The organism is Sphingobium sp. TomTYG46 (assembly GCF_055396345.1).
Map to the genome: position 1 here is coordinate 1,504,794 of NZ_AP027324.1, position 25,068 is coordinate 1,529,861.

At 60.2% G+C, this 25,068-nt stretch carries 20 protein-coding genes, 1 tRNA gene and 1 pseudogene; 12 read left to right on the top strand and 10 right to left on the bottom strand.

Features of this window, described 5'->3' with window-relative positions; translation table 11 throughout:
- Positions 1–26 precede the first annotated feature (26 nt).
- Positions 27–1,016, top strand: coding sequence for a LacI family DNA-binding transcriptional regulator (locus ACZ5YV_RS07690; RefSeq protein WP_464789176.1), 990 nt, complete (start codon positions 27–29; stop codon positions 1,014–1,016).
- Here ACZ5YV_RS07690 and ACZ5YV_RS07695 read toward each other — a convergent pair.
- Both ACZ5YV_RS07695 and ACZ5YV_RS07700 read right to left on the bottom strand, forming a co-directional pair.
- A complete protein-coding gene (locus ACZ5YV_RS07695; protein WP_464787102.1) occupies positions 1,013–1,870 on the bottom strand; it encodes an SMP-30/gluconolactonase/LRE family protein in 858 nt (285 codons plus the stop codon). The genes ACZ5YV_RS07690 and ACZ5YV_RS07695 overlap by 4 nt on opposite strands.
- Before the next feature lie 3 nt (positions 1,871–1,873).
- Positions 1,874–2,968 (bottom strand): aldose epimerase family protein, encoded by a 1,095-nt coding sequence (locus ACZ5YV_RS07700; RefSeq protein WP_464787103.1) that lies wholly within the window; start codon positions 2,966–2,968, stop codon positions 1,874–1,876.
- A 165-nt stretch (positions 2,969–3,133) separates the two neighbouring features.
- Between ACZ5YV_RS07700 and ACZ5YV_RS07705 the strand changes: the two genes are divergently transcribed.
- Positions 3,134–4,438: a sugar MFS transporter gene (locus ACZ5YV_RS07705; protein WP_464787104.1), complete on the top strand. Its 1,305-nt coding sequence runs from the start codon at positions 3,134–3,136 to the stop codon at positions 4,436–4,438.
- A gap of 66 nt (positions 4,439–4,504) precedes the next feature.
- Here ACZ5YV_RS07705 and ACZ5YV_RS07710 read toward each other — a convergent pair whose 3' ends face one another.
- The gene (locus tag ACZ5YV_RS07710; protein WP_464787105.1) at positions 4,505–5,398 is read right to left on the bottom strand and encodes an N-formylglutamate amidohydrolase; all 894 of its coding nucleotides are present in this window, start codon (positions 5,396–5,398) and stop codon (positions 4,505–4,507) included.
- Between the two features lie 147 nt (positions 5,399–5,545).
- Between ACZ5YV_RS07710 and cpdR the strand changes: the two genes are divergently transcribed.
- The gene (cpdR, locus tag ACZ5YV_RS07715; RefSeq protein WP_464787106.1) at positions 5,546–5,923 is read left to right on the top strand and encodes a cell cycle two-component system response regulator CpdR; all 378 of its coding nucleotides are present in this window, start codon (positions 5,546–5,548) and stop codon (positions 5,921–5,923) included.
- A 7-nt stretch (positions 5,924–5,930) separates the two neighbouring features.
- On the opposite strand, the gene ACZ5YV_RS07720 is transcribed toward cpdR, so the two are convergent.
- Positions 5,931–7,265, bottom strand: coding sequence for a dicarboxylate/amino acid:cation symporter (locus ACZ5YV_RS07720; RefSeq protein ID WP_464787107.1), 1,335 nt, complete (start codon positions 7,263–7,265; stop codon positions 5,931–5,933).
- A 125-nt stretch (positions 7,266–7,390) separates the two neighbouring features.
- On the opposite strand from ACZ5YV_RS07720, the gene ACZ5YV_RS07725 reads away from it, so the two are divergent.
- Positions 7,391–7,465, top strand: a tRNA-Val gene (locus ACZ5YV_RS07725).
- Positions 7,466–8,010: 545 nt separating this feature from the next.
- Positions 8,011–9,048, top strand: a complete 1,038-nt coding sequence (locus ACZ5YV_RS07730; protein ID WP_464787108.1) for a tyrosine-type recombinase/integrase — start codon at positions 8,011–8,013, stop codon at positions 9,046–9,048.
- A gap of 337 nt (positions 9,049–9,385) precedes the next feature.
- Here ACZ5YV_RS07730 and ACZ5YV_RS07735 read toward each other — a convergent pair.
- A pseudogene (locus ACZ5YV_RS07735) lies at positions 9,386–10,083 on the bottom strand (IS5 family transposase).
- A gap of 128 nt (positions 10,084–10,211) precedes the next feature.
- On the opposite strand from ACZ5YV_RS07735, the gene ACZ5YV_RS07740 reads away from it, so the two are divergent.
- From ACZ5YV_RS07740 to ACZ5YV_RS07765, 6 genes are all read left to right on the top strand, one after another.
- Positions 10,212–11,672, top strand: coding sequence for an ATP-binding protein (locus ACZ5YV_RS07740; RefSeq protein ID WP_464787109.1), 1,461 nt, complete (start codon positions 10,212–10,214; stop codon positions 11,670–11,672).
- Between the two features lie 400 nt (positions 11,673–12,072).
- Positions 12,073–12,252, top strand: coding sequence for an SDR family oxidoreductase (locus tag ACZ5YV_RS07745; RefSeq protein ID WP_464787110.1), 180 nt, complete (start codon positions 12,073–12,075; stop codon positions 12,250–12,252).
- A gap of 171 nt (positions 12,253–12,423) precedes the next feature.
- Complete coding sequence (locus ACZ5YV_RS07750; RefSeq protein ID WP_464787111.1) at positions 12,424–13,590, top strand: PepSY-associated TM helix domain-containing protein; 1,167 nt, start codon at positions 12,424–12,426, stop codon at positions 13,588–13,590.
- The gene (locus ACZ5YV_RS07755) at positions 13,587–13,766 is read left to right on the top strand and encodes a hypothetical protein (protein WP_464787112.1); all 180 of its coding nucleotides are present in this window, start codon (positions 13,587–13,589) and stop codon (positions 13,764–13,766) included. Before ACZ5YV_RS07750 ends, ACZ5YV_RS07755 begins: the two co-directional genes overlap by 4 nt.
- Before the next feature lie 31 nt (positions 13,767–13,797).
- Positions 13,798–16,005, top strand: a complete 2,208-nt coding sequence (locus ACZ5YV_RS07760; RefSeq protein WP_464787113.1) for a TonB-dependent receptor — start codon at positions 13,798–13,800, stop codon at positions 16,003–16,005.
- A gap of 152 nt (positions 16,006–16,157) precedes the next feature.
- Positions 16,158–16,811, top strand: coding sequence for a glutathione S-transferase family protein (locus tag ACZ5YV_RS07765; protein WP_464787114.1), 654 nt, complete (start codon positions 16,158–16,160; stop codon positions 16,809–16,811).
- A gap of 58 nt (positions 16,812–16,869) precedes the next feature.
- On the opposite strand, the gene ACZ5YV_RS07770 is transcribed toward ACZ5YV_RS07765, so the two are convergent.
- The 3 genes from ACZ5YV_RS07770 to ACZ5YV_RS07780 all read right to left on the bottom strand — a co-directional run bounded on the left by ACZ5YV_RS07770 (position 16,870) and on the right by ACZ5YV_RS07780 (position 21,701).
- A protein-coding gene (locus tag ACZ5YV_RS07770) for an IS5 family transposase (protein ID WP_464787115.1) occupies positions 16,870–17,630 on the bottom strand; the annotation gives its coding sequence in 2 pieces (ribosomal slippage) (positions 16,870–17,297 and positions 17,297–17,630; 762 coding nt in all).
- Between the two features lie 341 nt (positions 17,631–17,971).
- The gene (locus tag ACZ5YV_RS07775) at positions 17,972–20,296 is read right to left on the bottom strand and encodes a TonB-dependent receptor (RefSeq protein ID WP_464787116.1); all 2,325 of its coding nucleotides are present in this window, start codon (positions 20,294–20,296) and stop codon (positions 17,972–17,974) included.
- Between the two features lie 331 nt (positions 20,297–20,627).
- A complete protein-coding gene (locus ACZ5YV_RS07780; protein WP_464787117.1) occupies positions 20,628–21,701 on the bottom strand; it encodes a helix-turn-helix transcriptional regulator in 1,074 nt (357 codons plus the stop codon).
- Between the two features lie 241 nt (positions 21,702–21,942).
- On the opposite strand from ACZ5YV_RS07780, the gene ACZ5YV_RS07785 reads away from it, so the two are divergent.
- Complete coding sequence (locus ACZ5YV_RS07785) at positions 21,943–22,842, top strand: SMP-30/gluconolactonase/LRE family protein (protein WP_464787118.1); 900 nt, start codon at positions 21,943–21,945, stop codon at positions 22,840–22,842.
- 18 nt (positions 22,843–22,860) lie between these two features.
- Here the strand turns inward: ACZ5YV_RS07785 and ACZ5YV_RS07790 are convergent, their stop codons facing one another.
- Together ACZ5YV_RS07790 and ACZ5YV_RS07795 are read right to left on the bottom strand one after the other, a co-directional pair.
- Positions 22,861–23,676 (bottom strand): SDR family NAD(P)-dependent oxidoreductase, encoded by an 816-nt coding sequence (locus tag ACZ5YV_RS07790; protein WP_464787119.1) that lies wholly within the window; start codon positions 23,674–23,676, stop codon positions 22,861–22,863.
- 71 nt (positions 23,677–23,747) lie between these two features.
- Positions 23,748–25,046: an MFS transporter gene (locus tag ACZ5YV_RS07795; RefSeq protein WP_464787120.1), complete on the bottom strand. Its 1,299-nt coding sequence runs from the start codon at positions 25,044–25,046 to the stop codon at positions 23,748–23,750.
- Positions 25,047–25,068 lie beyond the last annotated feature (22 nt).

Genomic DNA, 25,068 nt, shown 5'->3' on the forward strand with positions numbered 1-25,068 from the left:
ATTGGGCGCAATTCGCCGGGATTTTCATGGCCAGCATCCATGACGTGGCGGCACTGGCGCGCGTGTCGATCAAGACGGTCTCGCGCGTGGTCAACAAGGCGCCCAATGTCAGCGAGGAACTGCGGGAACGGGTGACCGCGGCGATAGCGGAGCTGGACTATCGCCCGAACCAGTCCGCGCGGAGGCTGGCTGGCGGTCGGTCGTTCATGATCGCTTTCCTCTACAATAATCCGGTGGCAAGCTACATCAGCGGCATTCAGGCAGGCGCCGTCAACCGGTGCCGGGAACTGGGCTATCATCTGGTGGTCGAGCTGATCCCGCTGGCGGGTGAGGAGCGGTTCGACATATTGGAGGGGCTTGCGGCGGCGCTGCGTCCGGATGGCGTATTCCTGGCGCCGCCGCTGTCCGACGATCCCGCCGTGCTGGAATGGCTGGCCCGCAAGAAGCTGCCCTGCGCCCGGATAGCGGGGCCGAATGGGGCGCAGAGCCTGAATATCGTGACGCCGGAATGGGCTGCCGGACGGATGGTGGCCGATCATCTGCTTGGCCTGGGTCATCGCCGGATCGGCGTCATCACGCCGCCGTCCGGCCACGAGGCGGCGACGCATCGGGTCGATGGGTTTCGCGAGGGGCTGGCGGCAGCGGGGCTGGCGGAGGAGCGTGAATTGTTCGTCGAGGGCGGGTTCGACTATCCGTCGGGGATCGCGGCGGGCGAGATGCTGTTGGGCCTGGCCAAGCCGCCGACCGCGATCTTTGCGACCAACGACGACATGGCGCTGGGCGTTCTGCAACTGGCGCGGCAGCGGGGCCTGAGGGTGCCGGATGATCTTTCGGTGGTGGGGTTCGACGACACGCCCGCCAGCGCGACCGCCTGGCCGCCGCTCACGACCGTGCGGCAACCGCTGGCGCAGATGGGCGCGGCCGTGATCGACGCGCTGATCAACCGGCCCGCCAAGGCGCCGCAGTTCGATTTCGAGTTGGTGCGGCGGGAAAGTTCCGCGCCGCCAGCTGCCTAGCCTGCGTAGAGCGGCGTCGGCATGCCCTTCACGCCGGCATCGACCTCAAATAGGCCGCCATCATAGTCGCTGTCGGGCAATCCGACGGCCGCCGAACTCACGAACATGCGATCCAGCGCGGCACCTGCAAAGCAGATGTTCGTCACCTGCTGCGCGGGCAAGGCGATGGCGCGGTCCAGCTTTCCATCCGGGGTGAAGCGGCTGATGCGGCTGCCGCCCCAATGTGCGATCCATAGGTGCCCCTCAGCATCCACGGTCATGCCGTCGGGATAGCCGTCCGCGTCGCCGAACTGGATGAAGATTTCTCGCGCGGAAAGGCCGCCGCCTTCGCTGCGGGCGAAGCGGTAGACGATTCGGCGTGCGCTGTCGGTGTGATAAAGCCAGTTGCCGCAAGGGGAAAAGGCAGGGCCGTTGGGCACGCGATAGCCGCTGTCCATCTGCGTCCAGCGGCCATCCGGGTCCAGCCTGTAGAAGGCCCCGCTAGCCTCCTCCTCCGCCATGTCCATCGTGCCGCACCAGATGCGTCCTTCGGCATCCGCCTTGCCATCGTTCATGCGGTTGCCGGGCAAATGCTGTTCAGGGTCGCCGAACGGCTCGATCGTCAGCGGATGGAGGGAGAGCCGCGCAAAACCGCTCTGCAATCCGGCAATGAAGCCGCCGCCCTGCCGCTCGGCAACCCAGCCGATCGGCTCCGGCATGACCCACCGGTCGATGCGGCCATCCGTCAGCGACAGGCGATTGAGCGCGGGGGCGATGATGTCGGTCCAATAAACCGCATTGTCGCGCGCGGACCAGAGAGTGCCCTCGCCCAGCATGTCGCGCATATCGCGCTTGATGAGTTGCCATTGCGCCATGGGTCAGCGCTTTACCGAGAGGCGATAGATCATGACGTGGCGATAGGGCTTTCCGGGATCGACCCGAGCCGAAGGGAAGTTTGCATGGTTGGGCGCGTCAGGGAAATTCTGCGGCTCAAGCGCGAAGCCGTCGCCCATGCGATAGAGATGACTGTTTTTACCAAGGAATGTCCCGTCGAGAAAATTGCCGGAGTAGAATTGAAGTCCAGGTTCCGTGCTCAGCACTTCAAGCACGCGTCCTGACCCAGGGTCCTCAAGACGCGCAGCCAGTTCCGGCGTCGCCGTCTGCCCCTTGTCCAGCACCCAATTATGATCATAGCCCCGCCCGAAACTGATTTGCTGATCCCTGCCGTCGCGCACGGCATCATCGACGCGGCGAGGGACGCGGAAGTCGAACGGCGTTCCCGCGACCGGCCTGATCTCGCCGGTGGGAATGAGGCCCGCATCGACGGGCGTGTAGGCTTTGGCGGGTATCGTCAGCAAATGGCCAAGGGCGCCGCCCGGTGCGCCCTCGCCCGCCAGATTGAATATGGCATGGTTGGTGAGGTTGACGATCGTGGGCTTGCTCGCCTTCGCCTCGAAACTGATGGTCAGGCCGCCGCTTTCGTCCAGTGCGTAGCTGATGCGGGTGTCAAGCTGGCCAGGATAGCCCGCCTCCCCGTCCGGGCTGCTGTAGGAGAGGACGACTTCGGGCCGTGGTTCGCGGCGAACCGACACCACCTTCCAGACCTGCTTGTCGAACCCCTTGCCGCCGCCGTGCAACGTATTGCCATTGTCATTGAGGGGCAGCTGGTAGGTCTGACCATCCAGAGTGAACCGGCCATGCCCGATACGGTTGGCATAGCGGCCGACGGTCCCGCCAAAGTAATCGGGCCGGGCCAGATAACCTGCCAGATCATCATAGCCGAGCAGTATATCGGCCTGCTTGCCGTCACGATCCGGCCCGCTGAATGACTGCAAGGTCGCGCCATAGGTGAGGATGCGAGCCGAAACGCCATGATCGTTGGAAAGCGTGATCGCTTCGACCGCCGTGCCGTCTGGAAGCTGGCCTGCGGGAGCGCGGCTGGCTTCACCCGCCCATGCTGACGTGCTTGCCATCAGACACGCAAAATAATAGGACGGCAATGTTCGAAAAGCATGGCTGATCCAGCCCCTCTGCATACGATCCCCTTACCGCCGGGGTATATTGACGCCCGACCGGCAGCTATATACTCGGACAAATTGAAGCAGCACAAGCCTGTTGGCGCCTGTTGGAGAAGATGAATGCCTGCACCTCCCTCATCATCAGCCACTCTGACGGCTGGCGACCACCCCGCCACCCGGTACGGGCCTGCCCTGACGCTGCTGGCTAGCCTGTTCTTCATGTGGGGCTTTATCACCGTCATCAACAACACGTTGCTGCCGCATCTGCGCAGCGTGTTCGAACTGAACTATACCCAGACAACGTTGATCGAGTCCGTCTGGTTCATCGCCTATTTCGTGGCATCCATCCCCTCGGCCAAGCTGATCGAACGCGTCGGCTATCAAAAGTCGCTCGTGATCGGGCTGCTGATCATGGCGGCGGGATCATTGGGCATGATGCTGGCGGCCAGCCTGCCATCCTATGGCGTCACGCTAACCATGCTGTTCATCATCGCCAGCGGCATCACGCTGTTGCAGGTGGCCGCAAATCCCTATGTGGCGGTCGTCGGCAAGCCAGAGACGGCCTCTTCGCGCCTCAATCTGGTGCAGGCGATGAACTCGGCCGGTACGATGCTCGCGCCACTGTTCGGCGCCTATCTGATCCTTGGCCGTTCAAAGGGCGGCACGTCGAGCGCGGACATCGTCCTGACCCAGGCGGAACGGCTGGCGGATGCGCAATCGGTTATCCTTCCTTATGGTCTGGTTGCCGCGGTCCTGCTGGTCCTGGCGGTCGTGATCGCCCGCTTTCCGCTGCCCGCCATGGGTTCGTCCACCGCGCGTCTGGCGAAGAAGGACCGCAAGAACCACTCGCTCTGGGCGCATCGCAACCTGGTGTTCGGCGTCCCCGCCATCTTCATTTACCTGATCGCGGAAATCGGCGTCGCCAACCTTTTCGTGAACTTTGTCAGCCAGCCTGACATCGCCAACCTGACCCATGAACAGGCAGGCCGCTATCTGAGCTTCCTGTGGGGCGGCATGATGGTCGGCCGTTTCGTGGGATCGGCGATCATGCAGAAGGTGGACGCGGGCAAGGTGCTGGCGGCCTTCGCGACCGGGTCGTTCATCGTGATGCTTGTCGCGGTCTTCAGCCACGGGCCGGTCGCCATGTGGGCGTTGATCCTGGTAGGCCTGGGCCATTCGATCATGTTCCCGACCATCTTCACCCTGGGTATCCGTGGCCTGGGGCCGCTGACCGAGGAAGGATCGGGACTGCTGATCATGGCGATCGCTGGCGGGTCGCTGGTGGTGGTACAGGGATGGCTGGCCGACAATTATGGCCTGCAGAACAGCTTCCTGCTGACGGCCGTCTGCGAACTCTACATCCTCTTCTATGCCCTTTGGGGTTCAAGGCCCACGCACGCGCTGCCTGATCAGCATCTGGAATGATGCGCGCATAGCGGTATCAAGCGAAGGCCGGGGTGCAGGTAGCACTCCGGCCTTTTGCATATCTGCCTATTCAGCGGCGAGCGGATAGGCGGCGCGTGGCGCTTCGCTGGCCAGCGCGTCGATCAAGGATCTGATGGCCAACTGAACCCTTGGCAGGCCGGGGCCGGGATTGTCCAGCGCGGCATCGAGATAGAGGCTGCGGTCGACCTCCACCTGCAAAGCGTAGAAGTCATGGGCCGGATGCCCATGGCGTTCGATCATATGGTCGCCCGCATAGGGATGATTCTGCGCCACCGTCAGCCCATGCCCCTCCAGCACATCGGCCGCCAGCGTCATGAGCCGCGCCGACGCAGCCCGGCCGAAGCGATCCCCGAGCACCACGCTGGGCGCAGGCTGTCCGGCAGCAGCAGCGGGGAGCGGCGGCATCGAATGGAGATCGATCAGCACGGCGTGGCCATGGACTTCCCGCGCCGCCCGCATCATGCGGGTCAATGTGTCATGGTAGGGCCGATGGATCGTGTCGATCCGCCGACGGACTTCGTCCCACCCTACCGGCCGCTGCCACAGTTCATAGGCGCCCGGCAGGCGCCGGGGTAGAAGGCCAAGGCCGCCGCGCAGCTTCGCGCTGCTCTGAAGGGGGACGTCGCGGGGCAGGCCCGTCACCATCGCGGGATCGATTTCCCGTTCATGGCGATTGAGGTCGATCATCGCACGCGGGGCGCGCGCGACAAGCACATGATAGCCTCGCTCAATCAACGGATGAGCAAGCAGGTCGGCCCAGCGATCCTCCAGCCGCCGCAATATGTCCGGCGCGACTCTGGCGGTGCCCAGCAGAGCGGGGGCATATTCGCGCCCGGCATGGGGCACCGAAATAACCACCGGAGCGATCGGCCGATCCGGTCCGTAAAGATCATGAGAGGCTGTGGATTGGGCCGGAGCGCGCGGTGCGGGATAGCTCAAATCATCTCCTTCCACAGGGCGCGGCAAAAATGGTTACCCGGCTGGATATATATGCTGGTTGTCGCATATAATGGCATACAGCGCCACCCGCGAGGGGTGCCGCACGAGATCGGCCGACACCGGCCAGAGACGAGATTGATCCAAGCGATGGTTCGAATTTTGCTGGCCGAGGATGATGACAGCATGCGCGTCTATCTCGCCCGCGCGCTGGAGCGGTCGGGATATGAGGTGGTGGCGGTCGCCACCGGCGCGCAGGCCGTGCCGCATATCGACGACGATCATTTCGACCTGTTGCTGACCGACATCGTCATGCCCGAGATGGACGGCATCGAACTTGCCCAGCATGCGGCCACGGTCGCACCCGACATGCGGATCATGTTCATCACGGGCTTTGCCGCCGTGACGTTGAAGGCCGGTAAAGCGGTGCCTCAGGCGAAGGTGCTGTCCAAGCCGTTCCACCTGCGCGATCTGGTGCTGGAGATCGACCGGCTCTTCGGCAGCACCAGCTTGAGCGAGCTGAACTGAAAGCCGCTTAGCCGGGAACGACTTCTTCCATGTCGGGGGTCGGAGGCAGTGCTTGTCCTGCCATGGCAGCCGCGAATCGATCGCGGTCGAGCCCCCTCTCCCACGCCGACACGACCACCGTCGCGACTGCATTGCCAACGAAGTTGGTGAGGCTGCGGCATTCGCTCATGAAACGATCGACGCCGAGGATCAAGGTCATGCCCGCGACCGGCACGGACGGGACGATCGAGAGCGTGGCGGCGAGCGTGATGAAGCCCGCGCCCGTGACGCCCGCCGCGCCCTTACTGGACAGCATGGCGACCAGCAGCAGCAGGATCTGGTCGCCGATGCTCAAATGGACGTTGGTCGCCTGAGCTATGAACAATGCCGCCAAGGTCATGTAGATGTTCGTGCCGTCGAGGTTGAAGCTGTATCCTGTCGGCACCACCAGCCCGACCACGGACTTGCGGCACCCTGCCCGCTCCATTTTCTCGATGAGACTGGGGAGTGCGGCTTCCGATGAAGATGTGCCGAGGACGAGCAGCAATTCCGCCTTCAGATAGCGGATGAGGTGCAGGATATTGAAGCCGATCAGCTTGGCGACAAGGCCCAGCACGACCAGCACGAACAACAATGATGTGAGGTAGAAGGTCGCGACCAATTCCGCGAGGTTCGCCAGTGCGCCCACGCCATATTTGCCGATGGTGAAGGCCATGGCGCCAAGCGCGCCTGCAGGGGCGGCCTTCATCAGGATCGACACGAGCTTGAAAATGGCGTGGCTGGCCGATTCCAGTATCTGCATGAGCGGGTCCGCCCTCTCACCGATCAGGGTCAGGGCGATGCCGAACAATATGGCCACGAACAGCACCTGAAGGATGTTGTGACCATCCGCGACGGCGGAGATCAGCGTGGCGGGGATGATGTCCATGAGGAAGCCGGTGAGCGACCGGTCATGCGCCTGCTGCTGATATTCCGCGACCTTGCCCGCGTCGAGCGTCGCCGGGTCGATGTTCAACCCCGCGCCCGGATGCACGACATTGGCGACGATCAGCCCGACGATCAGCGCAAGGGTGGAAAAGGTGAGGAAGTAAGCGAAGGCCTTTGCCGCCACCCGCCCGATCGCGCCCAGCTCCTTCATGCCCGCGATGCCGGTCACGATGGTGAGGAAGATGACCGGCGCGATGATCATCTTCACCAGCTTGATGAAGGCGTCGCCGAGTGGCTGGAGCGCAACGCCCGTTTGCGGGAAGAAATGGCCGATCAGGACCCCGATCGCGATGGCGGCAAGCACCTGCACGTAAAGCTGGCGGTAAAAGGGCAGCGGCATCGTCGCTCCGCCCGCCGCGTTGTGGATGTCCTTCATGCCGTCGGCGCCCCCTGTTTTCCCCGCACAATATGGGCTGCGCTCCCTCTGTCCAGAGAATTAGCTTTTAAGCAAATTTCGCGCTTGCACACCCCACCACCCCCCGCTATTGGCGCAACTCCCGTGGGCGTGTAGCTCAGTGGTAGAGCACTGTGTTGACATCGCAGGGGTCGCAAGTTCAATCCTTGCCACGCCCACCATCGAAAACCCCGTAAAACCAACGGTTTTGCGGGGTTTTTGTTTGCCTGAAGAAGGCGTTGAGCCCTGCCGTGCCCACGACTTTTCTGGGCAAATTTTGGGCAAATTCCACCTTGTTTGGGCAAATTCTGGGCATGAAAATGCCGGGCGAACGCAGCGAAATCCCGATTCGTTGGTGCCTCCCGGACCTGCTTGCGCAAAGCCGCGTGATGCCCCGCGGTCGACCGACGGACAGGTCGTTTCTGCAGCTGCGCATGAGACGCATATTACGCCATCGAAACGGTGCCATGTCGTCGCAACGCGGCCAATCTCACCTGAAGGCAAAAGACGAAGCACTGCCTTCAGCGCCCATAGAGCCCGCGCTCCCCCCGAACCGCACAAGCCCCTTCAAGGTCCAGTGGCACTCCTTCCCGGCCAAGCATGGCCGACGCCGTGCGTGCACCGGAATGTGCCACACCTTCACGAAACATGGCGTGTCTCGCCTTCAGGAATGCGGGTAAATCCGCGCGACGGAGGCGCGACATCACATCCGACTGGAAAAGATCACATGCTTTCAATCCGTACCCGTGGGAAGAAAGGTATCTACTATATTCGAGGTTCGGTCTCGCTTGGCGACAAGCATATCGAGGTCCAAGAGTTCAGCCTGAGAACAACCGATCGCGATGCGGCGGCCCATCTGATGGCTGAACATGAAACGAAGCTGCGCCACCAGCTCATGTTCGGTCCCGCTGCGCTCGTCGCTCAAGGAACCATCGCCGACGCATTCGATAGCTATCTGTCGAAGGCCAAGCCTCCTTGCGCGTCCGACATCCTGCGCATCGGCAAACTGAATGGCATCATCGGCGACTTCAGCCTGCGCGAACCCAAACAAGCATGGGAGCATTTTCGCCGCGCTTACCTGACCGGCCATGACCCGGGTGGTCAGGATCGTTATCGGTCGGTGTTTCAGGCAGCGATCAATGTCCATTACGATCTGCACGATCTTCCGCCGCTGCGGATCAAGGCGATCCCGTTCAACAATGAGCGGGTCCGCTTCCTCAGCAAGGAAGACCGCGATCGGCTGATCGCCGCCTATTCGCCCCACATCCAGCCGATTATCACCATGTTGGCTTTCCAGGGTCCACGTATCCAGACAGCCTTGCAGATACACTGGGGCGTCCATGGGATCGACATGAAGGAAAGATCGATCCGGCTCAATCACAGCAAGAACGCAGTCATCAAGTCTGTGCCCATGCATCCTCGCCTGTTCGATGTGCTCTGGCCGATCTGGAAAAAACGAGGACAGCCGACCAAGGGCCACGTCTTCCTCAACCGCTTCGGAAAACCCTATCAGGACACGCGCAAGGCGGCGATCCCGGGCGGCAATCCGATCAGGACCCAGCACGCCACCGCCTGCAAGCGCGCTGACATCGAGGATTTCACCGTCCATGACTGGCGCCACCATTGGGCATCCCACTGCGTGATGGCGGGCATCGACCTTATCACCATCATGAACATGGGCGGCTGGAAGTCACTGCGGATGGTCCAGCGCTATTCCAGTGTCAGCGTGGATCACATGCGCGAATCTATCAATAAGCTGAGTTGAAGCGGGTTACGCAAGACGAGAAGGATTTGGGCACGCCGCAGGGTCTACTCCATCCTTTTCGCATCAGACGATGGCTTCGTCCAGCAGTTATATGAGAGGTCGGGCGGTGCCTCGAAACGCTTCAAGTAAGTAGGCTTTGGGGAGATAGAAGCACATGCGACGTGAGCGAATTTCGGTGCGCCGCGGGGTGGCTCTGCCCGCGAGTATCTTAGATTATATCAACGCCACCAAACCGATTGAAGCGCAGAGAACACCGGCCAAATGATCGGCCAAAAAAGACGGATGCCAAGCGTCATACCCAGGAAAGTCCGTCAGCCCCCTTAGGCGCCGTCTGCATTCATCGTATCCAGATCATGGCACAGGCGAGATGGACGAAGCCCATGAAGGCGGCGAGAGTTTTCTCGCAGCGTAGAGCGATCCTTCTGAAACGTTTGAGTTTGTTGAAGAAGCATTCGACCTGATGGCGCTCCTTGTAGAGCTTCCAGTCGATCGGTGGGGCCGTGGCCCGGCTGGGGTTTGCCTTGATCTGGGCGGTTGCGCCGAGGTCATCAGCAATGAAGGTGCGTAGCGGATCGGCATCGTAGGCGGCAGTCGCCATATTGTCCTGGCGTTGGATGAATGCGCAGCGGCAAGCCGATCGCATCGACGGCGGCGTGCAGCTTGGTCGTCAGTCCACCGCGTGAACGACCGATGGCGGCAGCTTCAGCCCCCCTTTGGCGCCCGCTGCGTCGGCATGAACCTTCGAGATCGTGCTGTCGATCATGACATATTCAAAGTCCGGCGTATCGGCCATGGCATGGAAAAGACCTTCCCATACGCCATTACGAGACCAGCGGCGGAAGCGCGCATGAACTGCGGTCCATTTGCCAAACGCCTCCGGCAGATCGCGCCATGTGCCGCATTGCCCGCCATCCAAAGGATCGCTTCAACGAACAAACGGTTATCGACCCCGCTCCGCCCCGGCGTCCCAGCTCGTCCAGGCAGATAGCCCTCAATCCGACGCCATTGCTCGTCCGTCAGCGTCCGTCTGCTCAAAAATCGTCTCCTTCGACGACCTTGAATCAGAACTAAGTAGAAAAGGGAATCCCCTGAATGCAGACAGCGCCTAGTTCATGAGCTCGCTAAGATCGGCCAAATGCCTGATGAAAGCCCTAGGCGCATCAATGAAGCTGAAGGCCACACGCCAGCTTCATTGGTATATGCTCGACCTTCGCTCGAGCCCTGGCGCGCGGCAAAACCGGGCTCGCGGTCACAACGCCTTGAGTTGCGTCACGGATCACGATGGCCCGGAAATATCTGGAATCGCCCGGCGGAGGGGGCCGGAAGCCGCACCATCCAGAAGCACTTCCCGAAGCATTGAATGTCCTTTTCCGAAGCGATGTTCGACAGTGGCCACCTCAAGGGCGAGCTATCCTTGGCAGGGCAACCTTGCAAATCTCAAAAATAAATTGAATTATGCAGGGATGATCGAACGCCATATTAAGCAGGAACTTATTGATAGGCTGGACGAGGCTCCGGCAGTAGCGCTGCTGGGACCGCGACAGGTCGGCAAGACCACTCTTGCCCAGGAGGTGGGGGACATTCGTCCTTCCATCTACCTCGACCTCGAATCCGATGCAGACCGAGCGAAGCTAACCGAACCCGAACTTTATCTCGGTTCGCACGAAGACAAGCTGGTCATCCTCGATGAGGTTCACCGTCTGCCGGACCTTTTTCAGAATCTACGGGGGCTCATCGACCGGGGCCGACGCAATGGCGTAAGGACCGGCAGGTTCTTGCTATTGGGTTCGGCGTCCATCGATCTGCTGGCACAGTCCGGCGAGAGTCTTGCTGGTCGGATCAGTTACCTGGAAATGGGACCGTTCAATGCACTGGAAATAGCCTCAGACGATATTGAACATCTGTGGATCCGGGGAGGTTTCCCTGACAGTTATCTGGCCGACTCCGATCGCGCCAGCCAGCGTTGGCGGCAGGACTTCATACGGACCTATCTTGAACGCGACATTCCCATGATGGGACCGCGCATACCCGCCGAAACGCTTCGGCGGTTTTGGACGATGCTGGCCCATCACCAGTCCGGTCTCCTGAACGCCTCGGAATTTGGCCGCAGCCTTGGCGTCACATCCCAAACAGTTGCGAACTATCTGGACCTACTTGTCGACCTGCTTCTCGTTCGGCGCCTTGCCCCATGGCACAGCAACGGCAATAAGCGGCTGGTCAAATCGCCCCGGATCTATGTCCGGGATAGCGGGCTCGTTCACACTCTCCTGGGCCTTGCGAACCGGGAGGCCGTTCTGGGACACCCTGTTGCAGGCGCCAGTTGGGAAGGCTTTGTAATCGAGAACCTTGTGACGGCAGCGCCGGAAGGCACGGAAGCATATTTTTATCGAACCTCTGCCGGAGCCGAGATCGACCTTCTGTTGCGGTTCCCAGATGGCCTGTTCTGGGTTTTCGAAATCAAGCGCAGCCTGTCGCCCAAGGTCGAGCGCGGTTTCCATAGCGCCTGCCATGATCTACAGCCCGACCGCAAGATCCTCGTATATCCCGGGTCTGAGCCTTACCCTTTGGGAGGTGGTATTGAAGTTATGCCGCTTTCCGCTGCGGTCCAGTCGATCAAGCCGTAACTCTTCCCTGGCGTACAGGCTCTCGCCACCGCCGCCAAGAATCGCACCGTCTGTGAGAAGAAGGCATTCACCGGAACCGTTGGCTGTGCCAAACAAAATATAAGCCTTCGGCTGAGGTATTGGGTTGGACGGCCGCTGAAAGGCTACATCTTCCTCGACCGGTTCTGCCTACCTTATTCGGACACTCGAAAGGCGAAGATAACCGGCGGCAATCCGATCAAGAACCAGCACGCCACCGCCTGCAAGCGCGCTGCAATTGAGAATTTCGCCGTGCATGACTGGCGGTGTCACTGGGCGCCTCATCGCGTGATGGCGGGGATCGATCTCATCACCATTATCAACAGGGCGGCTGGAAGTCGCTGCCGATGGTCCAGCGCCCTTCCACCGGCAGCATGACCATATGCGCGAGTCCATCAACAAGCTAAGCTGGGTGCATCCTGCAGCGAAGCGAGATGTCGCGGAACCCCTGGACATTGCGGCGACGGTGGCCTTTCTTGCCTCAGACGGCGCGGGATGCATCGCCGGACAGCAGATCACTGTCGATGGCGGCATGACACGCCAGATGATCTACGCACATTAGCTCGCGAGGGAATTCTATGCGGGCCACGCCGCATAACCAACGACCTTGATGCGCCACCTCACCGCTTGGACAACTGCTACTAGGTAGCAACAGACGCATGGATGTGATTGCTCGACCGAAGAAGGCGAGCTAAGGGCTAATGCGAGTTGTTCGCATTCTTCTGGAACCGACGTGACAAGCCATTCCATCCGCAGTTGGTTCCTGATCCACAAGTGGACGAGCCTCATTTGCACCCTGTTCCTTATGATGTTGTGCGTCACTGGCCTGCCGCTGATCTTCCATGATGAGATCGACCCGCTGACGGAAAGCGCTCCGCCGCTCGGCATGCCGGGCGTGGGGTCTTCCACACAGGCGCCGGGCCTGCTTCCGCTCGACACCATCCTCGCCAAGGCTCTCGCGCAAAAGCCGGGCGAGGTGCCGGTGTTCATGGCGTTCGACAATGATCAACCATCGATGACCGTCACCACCGCCCCTGCCCCCGACGCCGCGCCCGGCACGATGTCGATCCAATTGTGGGATCGCTCGACCGGGAAACAGGTCGGCCATGTGGATGAAAGCGGCGTGATGCACTTCCTGTTGCAGCTTCATACGGACATGTTTTTGGGACTGCCGGGCATGCTTTTCTTGGGCGCGATGGGCGTACTGTTCCTGGTCGCCATCGTTTCCGGCGTGGTTCTGTATGCGCCCTTCATGCGCAAGCTGCCCTTCGGCACGGTGCGGGCTTCGCGCTCTTCGCGGTTGAAGTGGCTCGATTATCATAATCTTCTCGGCATCACCGCCTTAGCCTGGACCATTGTTGTGGGCGCTACCGGCGTCATAAACGCGCTGGCGACGCCGATCATGCAGCTATGGCAGCGGACTGAACTGGCAGAGATGACGCGCGAATATGCGCACAAGGGCGCTGTGCCGCCGTCACGCTATGGTTCGATCGACAAGGCGATGGCGGCGGCGCGCAAGGCGCTGCCGGGCAACAATCCGCAGTTCATTGCATTTCCTGGCGGCAGCTACAGCTCCAAGCAACATTATGCCGTCTTCTTCCAGGGCGACACGCCGCTGACGCAGCGGCTTTTGACGCCCGCGCTGATCGATGCGGAAACGGGTGCGTTCGTCGCTTCCCGCCCGATGCCGTGGTACAACAAGGCGCTTTCGCTGTCGCAGCCGTTGCATTTCGGCGACTATGGCGGTCTGCCGCTCAAGATCCTCTGGGCGCTGTTGACGCTTTTCACGACGATCGTACTGGGCTCCGGCGTTTATCTTTGGCTAGGCAAGCGGCGAACATCCACCGACGCCCATGTTCGGGAGGTCGAAACTGGTGGCCTCGCGGTTCCGGCCGAATGAAGCACCGCCTGTCTCTGCGCCGCGTCTTCGCGCTGCCCTTGGCTATCGCCATCTTGAGTTCTGCGGGGCTGGTCAGCGCGCTCACGGGCGATGGCTGGCGCGATGGTCTTTCCTGGCTCGGCCTCGCCGCGCCGGTGCTTTCGTTCGCCTGGGCCATCAAGATCCGGCGCACCTGAATATATATGATCAATCATTGGGGGATATCAGATGAACAGGAATATTCGCGTAGCGCTACAGGCTGCATCGGCCTTGGCAGCTATCGTTGCGACAGCGCCGGCTCAGGCGCAGGAAGCAGGGAGCGAGGAGCGCGACAGCATCATCGTCACGGCGCAGCAGTCCAACCAGACCACGGTGGTGCGCGGCGGCAATGTCGGCATATGGGGCGACAAGCCCGCGTCCGACGTGCCGTTCAACGTGCGGTCCTACAATGAAGCGCTCATCCTGAACCAGCAGCCGGATTCGCTGGGCGAGGTGCTGGAGAACGACCCGACGATCCGCACGACCCTGGGCTTTGGCATCGCAGGCGAAATCTTCGTCATTCGCGGTTTCGAACTCGCCTCGGATGATGTCGGCTTCGAGGGTTTGTACGGCATTACGCCGCGCCAGCTCGTTGCGCCGGAGCTGTTTTCCTCGGTGCAGGTGATCAATGGCGCGAGCGCGTTCCTCAACGGCGCAGCGCCGGGCGGCTCGGGCATCGGCGGCAGCGTCAACCTGGTAACAAAAAAAGCCGATCGCATGCTCAGCCGAGCCACGGTGGGATATACGTCGAACGCGCACTTCTCCGGCGCCTTCGACATCGCACGTCGGTTTGGCGCCAATGACGAATGGGGACTGCGCATCAACGGTTCGGCGCGTCGGGGCGACATAGCGATCGATGACGAGTTTCACTCCAGCTATGTGCTTGGCGGCACGCTCGACTATAACAGCGGTCCGCTGCGCATGGCGCTGAACGTCAATTATCAGCGCCTGCGGCAATCGAACTGGCGGCCGAAGGTGGCAATCAGCACGTTCATCCCCCGCGTGCCGCAGGCCGATGCCAATTATTCCCAACCCTGGAGCCTGATCAAGACAAGGGACATTTTCGGTGCTTTCAGCATCGAATATGACCTCGCCGAAAACGCCCTCCTCTACGCGCGGGTCGGCGCACGCGACGGGCGGGAAGATCAAGTGACGTCGAGCATCACCGTGCTTGATTCAGTCACGGGGGCCGCGAATGGCACGGGATCGTACACCCCCCGCACAGATAATAATGAATCCGCGACCGCTGGGCTGCGGGTCAAGCTGAACGGCGGTGGCATCAGCCATGAGGTCAATTTCGGCGGACAGATCAGCTGGCAGGTGAACCGCAACGCCATCGACTTTTTCGGTGGCTTTGATTCAAACTTCGCTCAGATATCGTTTCCCACCAATTTGTACGACGCTCCTACCGTAGCCCGTCCGGCTTCCGTTCCCGGAGCTCAGTTCGGCGACATCACCGACCCCTTCCCGATCAGCCGTATCCGGACCGCCAGCATGTTCGCTTCCGATACCGTGGGATTCTGGGATGACCGCGTGCTGATCACGGGTGGCTTGCGCCTTCAGCAGATCAAAACGAAATCCTACGCCTATTTTGGAGGCGCGCTCGCTGGCATCTATAAAAAGGATGCCGTCACGCCGGTGGTCGGCGTGGTCATAAAGCCAGTAGAAGGCTTGTCATTCTATGCCAACCGGATCGAAGGCATAGCGCAGGGATCGACGGCAGGACTTGCCGCGACCGACCCGAATGGCAACACGATCCCGGTCTCCAACGCTGGCGAGGTGCTTCCCCCGACAAAATCGGTTCAGTATGAAGTCGGCGGGAAGCTGAGCTTTGGCCGGTTCAACGCCGGAATTGCCGTCTTCCAGATTGATCGGCCCAGCGCTTTCTATCGGGCCGACGCCACCAATTCCGGCTTTGCCGAATATGGCAATTTCGGCGAACAGCGCAACCGTGGCATCGAACTCACGTTCGATGGCGAACCGGCTGAAGGCCTGCGCATCATCGCGGGCCTGTCCCTCAACGACGCCAAGTTGCGCCGCACCGCCAATGGTGTGGACGAAGGCAACGATGCTCCCGGCGTGCCGGATGTTCTGGCCAACGCCAATGTCGAATGGGACTTGCCCTTCCTGCGTCAGCTGACGGTGACGGGCCGTGCGGTCTACACTGGCGAGCAGGCCGCCAACCGCGCCAACTCGCTGACGCTTGAGGATTGGACCCGCTTCGACCTCGGCCTGCGCTATGTCGCGCTGGTCGCGAATCGTCCGCTGACGCTGCGCTTCAACGTCGATAATGTCGCCAACAAGCGCTATTGGGCTTCGGCCTTCAGCTCGTTCGGAACCCAGCTGCTTCAGGGGACGCCCCGCACCTTCAAGGCTTCGGCTTCGATCGACTTCTGATCTCGTCCTGCAACAGCCCTCGGCAGGCGAGGGCTGTTGCGGCTAGGGAGGGCCTGATCCTGCGCAAGAGCGTCTCAAAAAACCTGCTTCACGATTATCTCCGATGGCGGCATGATAAGGGGTCACTACTTCAATTAGCGGGTGAGCTGTCCATGACGAGCGACTTGACCATCTGGACGCTGGACTGGGTGCCCGAGGGTCCCCGGGGCTATGTGCGGGACTTGAGGCTGCGGTGGGCTTGCGAGGAAGCCGGTCTGTCCTACGACGTGCGCACCATTGCGTTCGACGATCGCGCAACCAACCATCTCGATCGCCAGCCCTTTGGGCAGGTTCCATTTCTTGACGATGGCGGCATCAAGATCTTCGAAAGCGGAGCCGCGCTGCTTCACATCGCGCGAAAGAGCGAGATGTTGATGCCGTCCGATCCTGGTGGGTCGGCGGAAACCTTGCAATGGGTGATCGCCGCGCTCAATTCGATCGAAATGGCGAGCGTGCCCTGGTGGTTCCTGACCATATCCGGCGAACCGGATAACAAGTTGACAGGATGGTTGGAACAGCGCCTCGACCATATGGAGCGGGTGCTTGGCGAACGGGAGTGGTTGGCCGCCAACCGCTTTACGGTGGCGGACCTGCTGATGGCCGATGTGCTGAGAATAGCCGAGGTCCGTTCACTCGGTGATCGGCCGGTTACCGAGGCATATGTGAGCCGAGTAACCAACAGGGCGGCATTCAAGAAGGCATACGCCGACCAACTCAGCTTGTTCAAGGCAGCCGACGAAAAGAGATCGGGGAAGTCGCCGGGTTGATTGCTGTCTATCGCGACTTGGTGAGAAACCTGCGAGGGCAACAGACTAGGCTCAGGACTCATTGATTGAGCCAGAAGAGGACGGTTGCTGCGATGCAGATGGCGGACATGAAGGTGTGGGCGCAACGGTCGTAGCGAGTGTGTACGCGCCGCCAATCCTTGAGTCGGCCGAACATGTTCTCGATCCTGTGCCGCTGGCGATAGAGCACGGCATCGTGCGGGATCGTGACCTTTCGGTTTTTCTTTGACGGGATGCAGGCGGTGATGTTGCGTTCGGCGAGCGCCTTGCGGAACCAGTCGGCGTCATAACCTCGATCACCGAGTAGAGCTTTGGCCCGAGGCAAGGCGTCGAGCATCAGGGCGGCCCCCTTATAGTCGCTCATCTGTCCCTCGCTCAGCAGCATGACCAATGGCCTGCCCTTGCCATCGCACACAGCGTGGAGCTTCGAGTTCAGGCCGCCCTTGGTGCGTCCGATATGTCTGGGAACAGCCCCTTTTTGAGCAGGCTGGCCGCCGTCCGGTGTGCCTTGAGGTGCGTCGCGTCAATCATCAACTGATCGGGCTTCCCGCCCTTCGCTGAAAGGGCAGAGAAGATCTTGTTGAACACCCCGAGCCGGCTCCACCGGATGAAACGATTATAGATCGTCTTTGGCGGACCATAGTCGGCGGGCGCATCGCGCCATCGCAAGCCGTTCCTGATGACGAAGATGATACCGCTGATGATCCGACGATCATCCACCCGCGGCACGCCGTGGGACAGCGGAAAATATGGCTCGATCCGGCGCATCTGCGCCTCCGACAACCAGATCAGATCACTCATGACAACGCCTCCTTGCGCCGCCATTGAATCAACCGATCTGCATCCCTGCAAGCAATTTAATAGGTCCTGAGCCTAGGTTGATGTCTGACATCGACCTCATCACCATCATGAACTTGGGCGCTTGGAAATCGTTCCGGATGGCTCAGCGAGGGGAGCGGGTTTGGAGAAACCCCCTCCACCTAACTCACATATTGAGATGTCCAAATCGCGGCAGTTCCAAGAAAGCATTCGTCCCAGCTACGAAGCGGCTATGCGCTGCTTTACGCACAGGCTGCTCGAACAATCGAAATTGAGACGATGTCCGAGCAGCTTTCAAGGCGCTGCAATAAGCTGTGATCGCCCTAGAATTTTGCGCCAAGTTCGACGCCGTAGGTGCGGCCCCGATCATAAGCGGTAACCAGCTGAAGTACGGATACGCCATAGGGGTTGAAGCGCTTGTTGAAGATGTTCTGGCCGAACGCGGACAGGCTCACTTTGCCCCCGCCGACGGGAACATCCATCAAGCCCAGCCGCGCGTCCACAACCGTCCGGGCGGGCACACCATCATATTGTTCAAGAGGCGAGATCGCACCGGTTGCAGCTTCGCGGATTGAGCGCTGCAGGAAGTAGTGCTTGCTCTTGTAGGTCACATCGACCCGCGCGTTGATATAGCTGCCGTTCGTGAACTCCGGCGCAGAATAGTTCACCGACCCTCTAGCAGTCCACTTCGAAAAAAAGACGGGCCTCGACTCGTCGGCGATATCGACACCGTTGATGATGAACTCCTTATAGTCGAAGTCAGTATAGCTCGCATTCCCGCTCAGGGTCAGGCCAGCGAAGGGAACGATCTCCATCTCGGCCTCGATGCCCTTTATCGTTGCCTTTCCGGCATTGTCGAACCGCTGCCGACCGTTGACGAACTGTTGCACCTGCAAGCCGCGATATTTATTGTAGAAGCCTGCAAAATTTGCACGCATCTTGTTATCGAACAAAATAGTCTTCAGTCCGACTTCAAAAGATTGCAGCGTTTCAGGTTCGTACGGGATGCCGCTCAAGATACCGCCCGACACATATCCCGTGGCGACCTTAGCATAGGCGGTCAGTCGGCTGGATGGGCGCCAGTTTGCGATGGCGGTGTAGTTCAGCTTTTCATAAGAGGCCTTGTACCGGCCAACGCCAAGACTGCCGCCCTGCCCTCCAGTGATTGCCTTGATGTCGAGTTCGCGGTCGTCGATCGTGTAGCGTAGCCCGCCCGTCAGATCAAAAGTTGGCGTGACATGCCAGGTCAGCTGACCATAGCCCGCCATGGAATCGTTGATAGCGACCGTGCTGGTCAGGCCGTTGCCGAATGGGCCGTCCAGTCCGGGGAGTGGAATGACGACGCCGTCATCGACTGGCTGGAAGGTCCCCAACACGTCCTTCGCCGGCGACTTTTCATGAAAATAGAACAGGCCAGCCGTCAGATCGAACAGGTCCGTGGTCACCTGAAACTGCACTTCCTGGCTGAACTGCTTCTGCTGCGTCGTGCGGGCAGTGAGCAGCGAGAAGAAGCTGTCATTGGGGCCGGGCGCGTTGGCCGGATTCAGCACGCCTGCAACGTTCCGGCCCAGCAAGGCGCTAAGTTGCGCGAAAGTGAAGCGGTTGCCGCCCGTTCCCCCAAGGTCGTAGATATAGGGCTTTTGATCCAGCTCACGATAGGCGGAGATGCTCTTTACGGAGAAATTGTCGGTCGCCTGAAGGGCCAAGGTGAGGCTGTGCCCTTGGGTTATGACATGTTCCTTGCTGCTGGCGTTGGCCACCGCATCCAGGCGGCGGGGCGACATATTCGTAATGCCGCCAAATAGAGGCTGGAAAGCAATAATCCCCGACAACAGGGCACCCGTCGAATCCGGTATGACGCCGAAGGTCTGTATCGCACGGCCCAAGGATTGGCTGTCCGTATAGTCGAATCGATAGGTTGCGACCAAATCGCCGAAGTTGCCCTTGACGCTCGCCTGCACGCCATCGACATTCGTCATGCCCAAATCTTTGCCGTAACGGAAGACCCCGAAACTCGGTTCCCTTAGCCTAAGATCAATAGTGCGCCCTGCGAGAAGATTTTCGACATCGCCGTCAATCTGATCGTGCAGATAGGAAAGCCTTACAGAGAAAGGTCCAAAGGAAGGAAGGTCGAGCGTGATTTTACCCCGGAAAGCATTATAGTTTCCGTAGGATAGATTGGCATTAACCCCCCATTCGCCCTTGGGATCGGCCGTCGTGATGTTGAGTGCGCCGCTCGTGGCATTGCGGCCGAACAAGGTCCCCTGCGGACCGCGCAACACCTCCACCCGCTGGATGTCAGCCAAATCGAACAGTGAACCGACAGAGCGGCCGACATAAACGCCATCGACATAGATGCCGACTTTGGGATCGACGGAGTTGTTGGCAACCCCTGACGTGATCCCGCGGATTGCCACTGTGACGCTCGATTGCTGGCCTCGCGTCGTCACCTGCAGCCCCGGCGCCAGAGCATCGAGCCTGCGCACATTGGTGATGCGCAACTGTTCAAGCTGCTCCGTGCCGAACGCGGTCACTGCGACTGGTACGCTCTGAAGGCTCTCTTCGCGCCGCTGCGCCGTGACGACAATGTCGTTGAGTCCAGCCTCCTGCTGCAGGTCGCCCTCCTGCGCGAATGCGGGCGTAGCCATGGCCAGGACGCTAGATGCCATCAAGAAATGACGAATATGAAGAAGATTCTTCAAAGACCTATCCCCTCTATGTTCTAATTTATCTTATAATGCGCGATGAGCACGGCGTTGTTTGCAGAGACACGCCTCTGACCCAGAGCCAGCATCTTGCGGATCTGAAGAAGAGCGCCCCAAGTCAGTTGGATTGTCTTAGAAAATGGGGAATGTGGCCGCTTACCCTATTTTAGGTAAAATGCATGGCCCTGGGGAATATTCCAGCCCCACGGCTATCCTTGCCCAACCAGATAAGGCGAAAGACGCCCAAATCCTGTGGAAACATTGGCCGCACCGATCAGACCAGAATACGTCGGATCAGTTCGGACTGGCGATGCACACCCACCTTGCCAAACATGGAACGCAGGTGCACACGCACCGTGGCGAGCTTTATGCCCAGGTCAACCGCAGCATCTTCAAGGCTGCTTCCCTCGCTCAGGCTGATAGCGAGGCGTATCTCGGTCTGGGTAAAATCGAACAGTTTCTTGAGGACTTTAGGATCCATGGTCGCGCGCTGCGCGGTATCGCGAAGGAATATGCCCACCTCAGGCAGTCCACCATCGTTGCGTCCATCATGCTGAGGATTGGCGATGATCATGACCGACATGTCATGTTCGCCATGTGGACGAGACAGACTTGCGGCATATGTCGTGTCAGGATCCTCCCGCGCCGATTTCACCGCCGCCCATAATCTGGTCGTATCCGCCTGCCAGCAACAGCGAAGCTGGTTGTTGATCAGACGGACGCCATCCTCCTCCGCCAGCATCCTGCGCGCCCGCTGGTTCAGCCATACCACCTGGTCGTCGCTTGACACTATGATCAGGCCGACATTGACACGGTTCAGCGCCATGTCGTGAAAGGAGAGATTGTGCTGTAGGCGGCAAACTTGGCTGGCCACCTTCATCGCTTCAGAGATATGGAAAGCCAAAGCCTGGAGCTGCACAGCATCGGATGGCAGAAAGGGCTTTTCACCCGCCCGGTAGAGCCTCAGCTTCGCCAGATCATCGCCGATGAAAAAGTCGATGCCGAGCAAGTTCATGGTCGCGGATGACCTGGCGGGCTGATTCGCATCCTGATCATGGCAGAAGGCCGCTTCGCCCTGCGCCAATCCTTTCAGCCGATCCACTCGTCCATCTGGCTTGAATGCCTCACGCTTTCCGGAGCGGGCATCCACAGTCATGCAGTGTCTATCCTGGCCCTTCCTGGAAAAGATGGAAACAGCCTTCTCAAGACCATAATATTCGCACAGAGCGTCCAGCACATCATACCAGGGTGTCGGAGATCGTGCTGCGCCGTAGATTGACGAAACCAGCCGGTTCTCCTGGCCGACATCGCCAGCCGCGGAGCCGCCGATCCTATCAACCACATTCATTGACAATCCACTCCTGATCTTCTTATTCTTCGCTGACTGCATGAGCCGCAGCCAGAACTAGATCATGCATTGCGACCTTGCTCAAGCGATTCGCAAGCACCTGTGGCCAAGTGATACACTGTTCGTGCGTTTCCGAAGTCGCAGCCGCTGTCCGATCGCGATCCAGCACATCGCAGATGTCACCGCTGCAGCGATCTTTTGAGGCCGTTGTCCAGAACGGCCCGTCACTAGGGAGGTTCGATTGATCACGACGCAGCATACAGAAACCGTCGTCGAAGGCTTGTTTTTGCCCGAATGCCCGCGATGGTTTGGAGGCGCGCTCTACTTCTCAGACATTCGGCGAGGCCGGATATATAGGCTTAAGGAAGCTGAAACCCCGGAGATTCTGTTTGAAACGGCGGAGGACTTCGTCGGCGGACTCGGGTTTCTCGAAGATGGGGGCCTAATCGCCGTGCTGTCGAAGGGGCGCAGAATTGTTCGTATCGATCCGGATGGCGCCGTCGAACATGCAGACTTGAGCGGGCTCTGCCGCTTCGTCCTCAATGACATGATATCGGCGAGCAGCCGCGCCTATGTGAGCCAGCCGGGCCGTGATGTGTGGGCAAGCGAGCAACAAGGCATGCCAGAGCCGACCGAACTGCTGATGGTGGACGTCGATGGAAAGTCCATGATCGTCGCGCGGCAGATGATGGGGCCAAACGGTGTCGCAGTCAGCCCGGATGGCGAAACGCTCTATGTTGCAGAAAGTTCGGCGATGCGGGTGTCCGCCTTCACCATTGATAGGGCATCTGGTTTACTTTCGGACCAGCGCGTCTTCGCCACTCTCCCGCATGGCGCGATCCCAGATGGGATATGCCTGGACGAGTCAGGTGCGGTGTGGGCGGCAGCGCCGGTGTCGTTCGACGCTGGCATGGTAAGCAGCGGGCCGGGTGTGCTGCGCATTGACCAGGAAGGACGGACAACGCACCGCGTGCCGATGCAGCCAGGAAGGCGAGCCCTCGCCTGCGCTTTCGGCGGCTCGGACCGATCAAGCCTCTATATCTGCACTGTCCCCGATTTCGAAGGTTCAGCCGTCGGCAGCGAGGGTGAAGGTCGGATTGAAAAGGTGACCCTCAATTTCTCGGGTGCGGGCAGCCCCTGAGACAGCCGGGCTAGCCCATCAATACTGGATGCCCAAACCGCCATCATGGCAAAATGCCGCTCCGGTTACGAAGCGCGCCTCGTCCGATGCGAGATAGACGAACAGGTGCGCTGCGTCCTCAGGCTGTCCCGCGATCTTCAACGGGTTGCGCCCGGCAATTTCCTCGATTGCGCTGTCTACGGACGAGAACATGCCGCTCTGGGTATATTCCTGCAGCCCTTCGCGCACTAGTGGCGTAACGGTCAGGCCCGGATGCACTGAATTGACGCGTATCCGCTGGGGACCAAATTCCTCTGCCCCGCACATGGTGAGCATGCGGGCGGCCGCCTTCGATACATGATAGCCTATATTGTGACTGCTCGTCTTGTAGGTCGCCATTGAACAATTGTTGATGATCGAACCGCCGCCCTCGAAGCGCTCGACCGAGCCTTCCAGCGCGGGGGCGCAATATTTCATTCCAAGGAAGAGGGCGTCATGATTGACCGCCATCACTTTGCGCACATCGTCCAGGCTGCTGTTCTTGATGCCACCATGAATGGAAATTCCGGCATTGTTCACCAGGATGTCTAGCCCACCGAACTCCGCGACGACGTCCGACACCAGCTTCTCCCATTGCGCCGCGTTTGTGACGTCATGCGCGATCAGTTTGAAGCTACCTGGAGCCTTCAGTTGGCTGATCCGCGCCGCTATGGCTTCGCCTTCATCAGCGCGCAGATCAGTCCCAATGACCGCCATGGCGCCTTCGCGCAGGAAGGCCTCGCAAATCGCCAGACCGATATTGCCGATCCGCCCGGCTCCAGTCACGATGGCTACTTTACCCTTGAGCCGATCCATCCTAAATTCCCTTTCTCCGCCAGGCTATGCACAGCAGCTCATGGCTGTTCATCATCAAAGCGCCACGATCCTCAGTGCGCGGCCGAGCGACCGTCACTTTCGCCGGGAACTACAAACACCGATTTGGCGAACCATACCGCGACCAGCGCAGTAACCACATAGGCGGCACTCAACAGCACATAGCCTTGGCTGATCGAAGATCCCGAGCGGGTCAGCGCCGTCATGCTGAAGGGCACCACGAAGTTTCCGAGATAAAGGGCCATCATCGCGATCCCGGTGGCGCGGCCGCGATGCTGCGGCAGGCAGTAATGCAGCAGCATGTCCGTCGAAGCGGGAATGAACAGGCCCATGCCCAAGGCCGTGAGGACGAGACCCACCCCGACCAAAGTTGCTTCACCGGCCCCTGACAGCGTAGCGCACCCCGCCGCCATGAGCAGGAAGGACAGGATCATCAGCGTGCGTCCACTCAATCGCCGGGATATGAGGGGGAACAGCAGCGAGGCCGCAACGGTCGTGAAGGCAGCGACCCCAGACAAAGTGCCTGCCAGCTTGGGTGTGTGAATCCCCATCTCCTTCAGAAGGAAGGCGGAATAGACGAACAGAGCGGCGATGCCGGTGCCATAGACGAAGTTCAGGCCATAGATCGCCCATAGCTGCCGAGGCTGCTTGCCCGTTGACGAGGACGCGACGATGGTCAGGGAACGGGGAACGAAGAACAGCACCAGCAGCAACGGAAGAGCGGCAAACAGATAAAGAAGATAGGCTGTACGCCAGCCATATTGTGCTGCCCAGCCTCCACACATCGCCAGCAGCATCGATGACAAGCCGATAAATGCGACCCGGCCACTAATCATGGCGCGCCTGCGCCCTGCCAGGAAGCCTGCGGCAATTAGTGGCGTGCCACAGACCGCGAGGGCGGATTCAGCGATGCCGAACAGGAAGCGCACGCCAATGATGGCGTACAGCGATTCCAGCCAATAAGGCAGTATGCCGATCATCATGTAAGCGACCATCGACCAGAGCAGCAGCGGACGAACGCCGATGCGGTCGCCAAGCGCGCCCATAAAGGGAGCGCAGAGGGCGATCATCAACCCCGGCAGCGTCACCACCATGGGAACGAGAATATCAGCCTGGGCGACTCCGGCAAACTCGGCCTGCATCAACGGCAGGGACGGCGCCACGAAATGCATGCCAGCAGGGGAAAGCATGCTCTCGGCGAAGACGGCCAAGATCAGTCCCAACGAGCCGCCGACGGCCCCGGCAGCGGCCGGAGAAACCTTGCCGGACGGCTGCTCCTTTTCAGGCGCCACTCCGCCTACTGCCATGTCCGGCGTCGCTATCCTCACCGACGAATCTGCCAAGTCGATCATCCCCTCCATTGGCGCGCTTCTT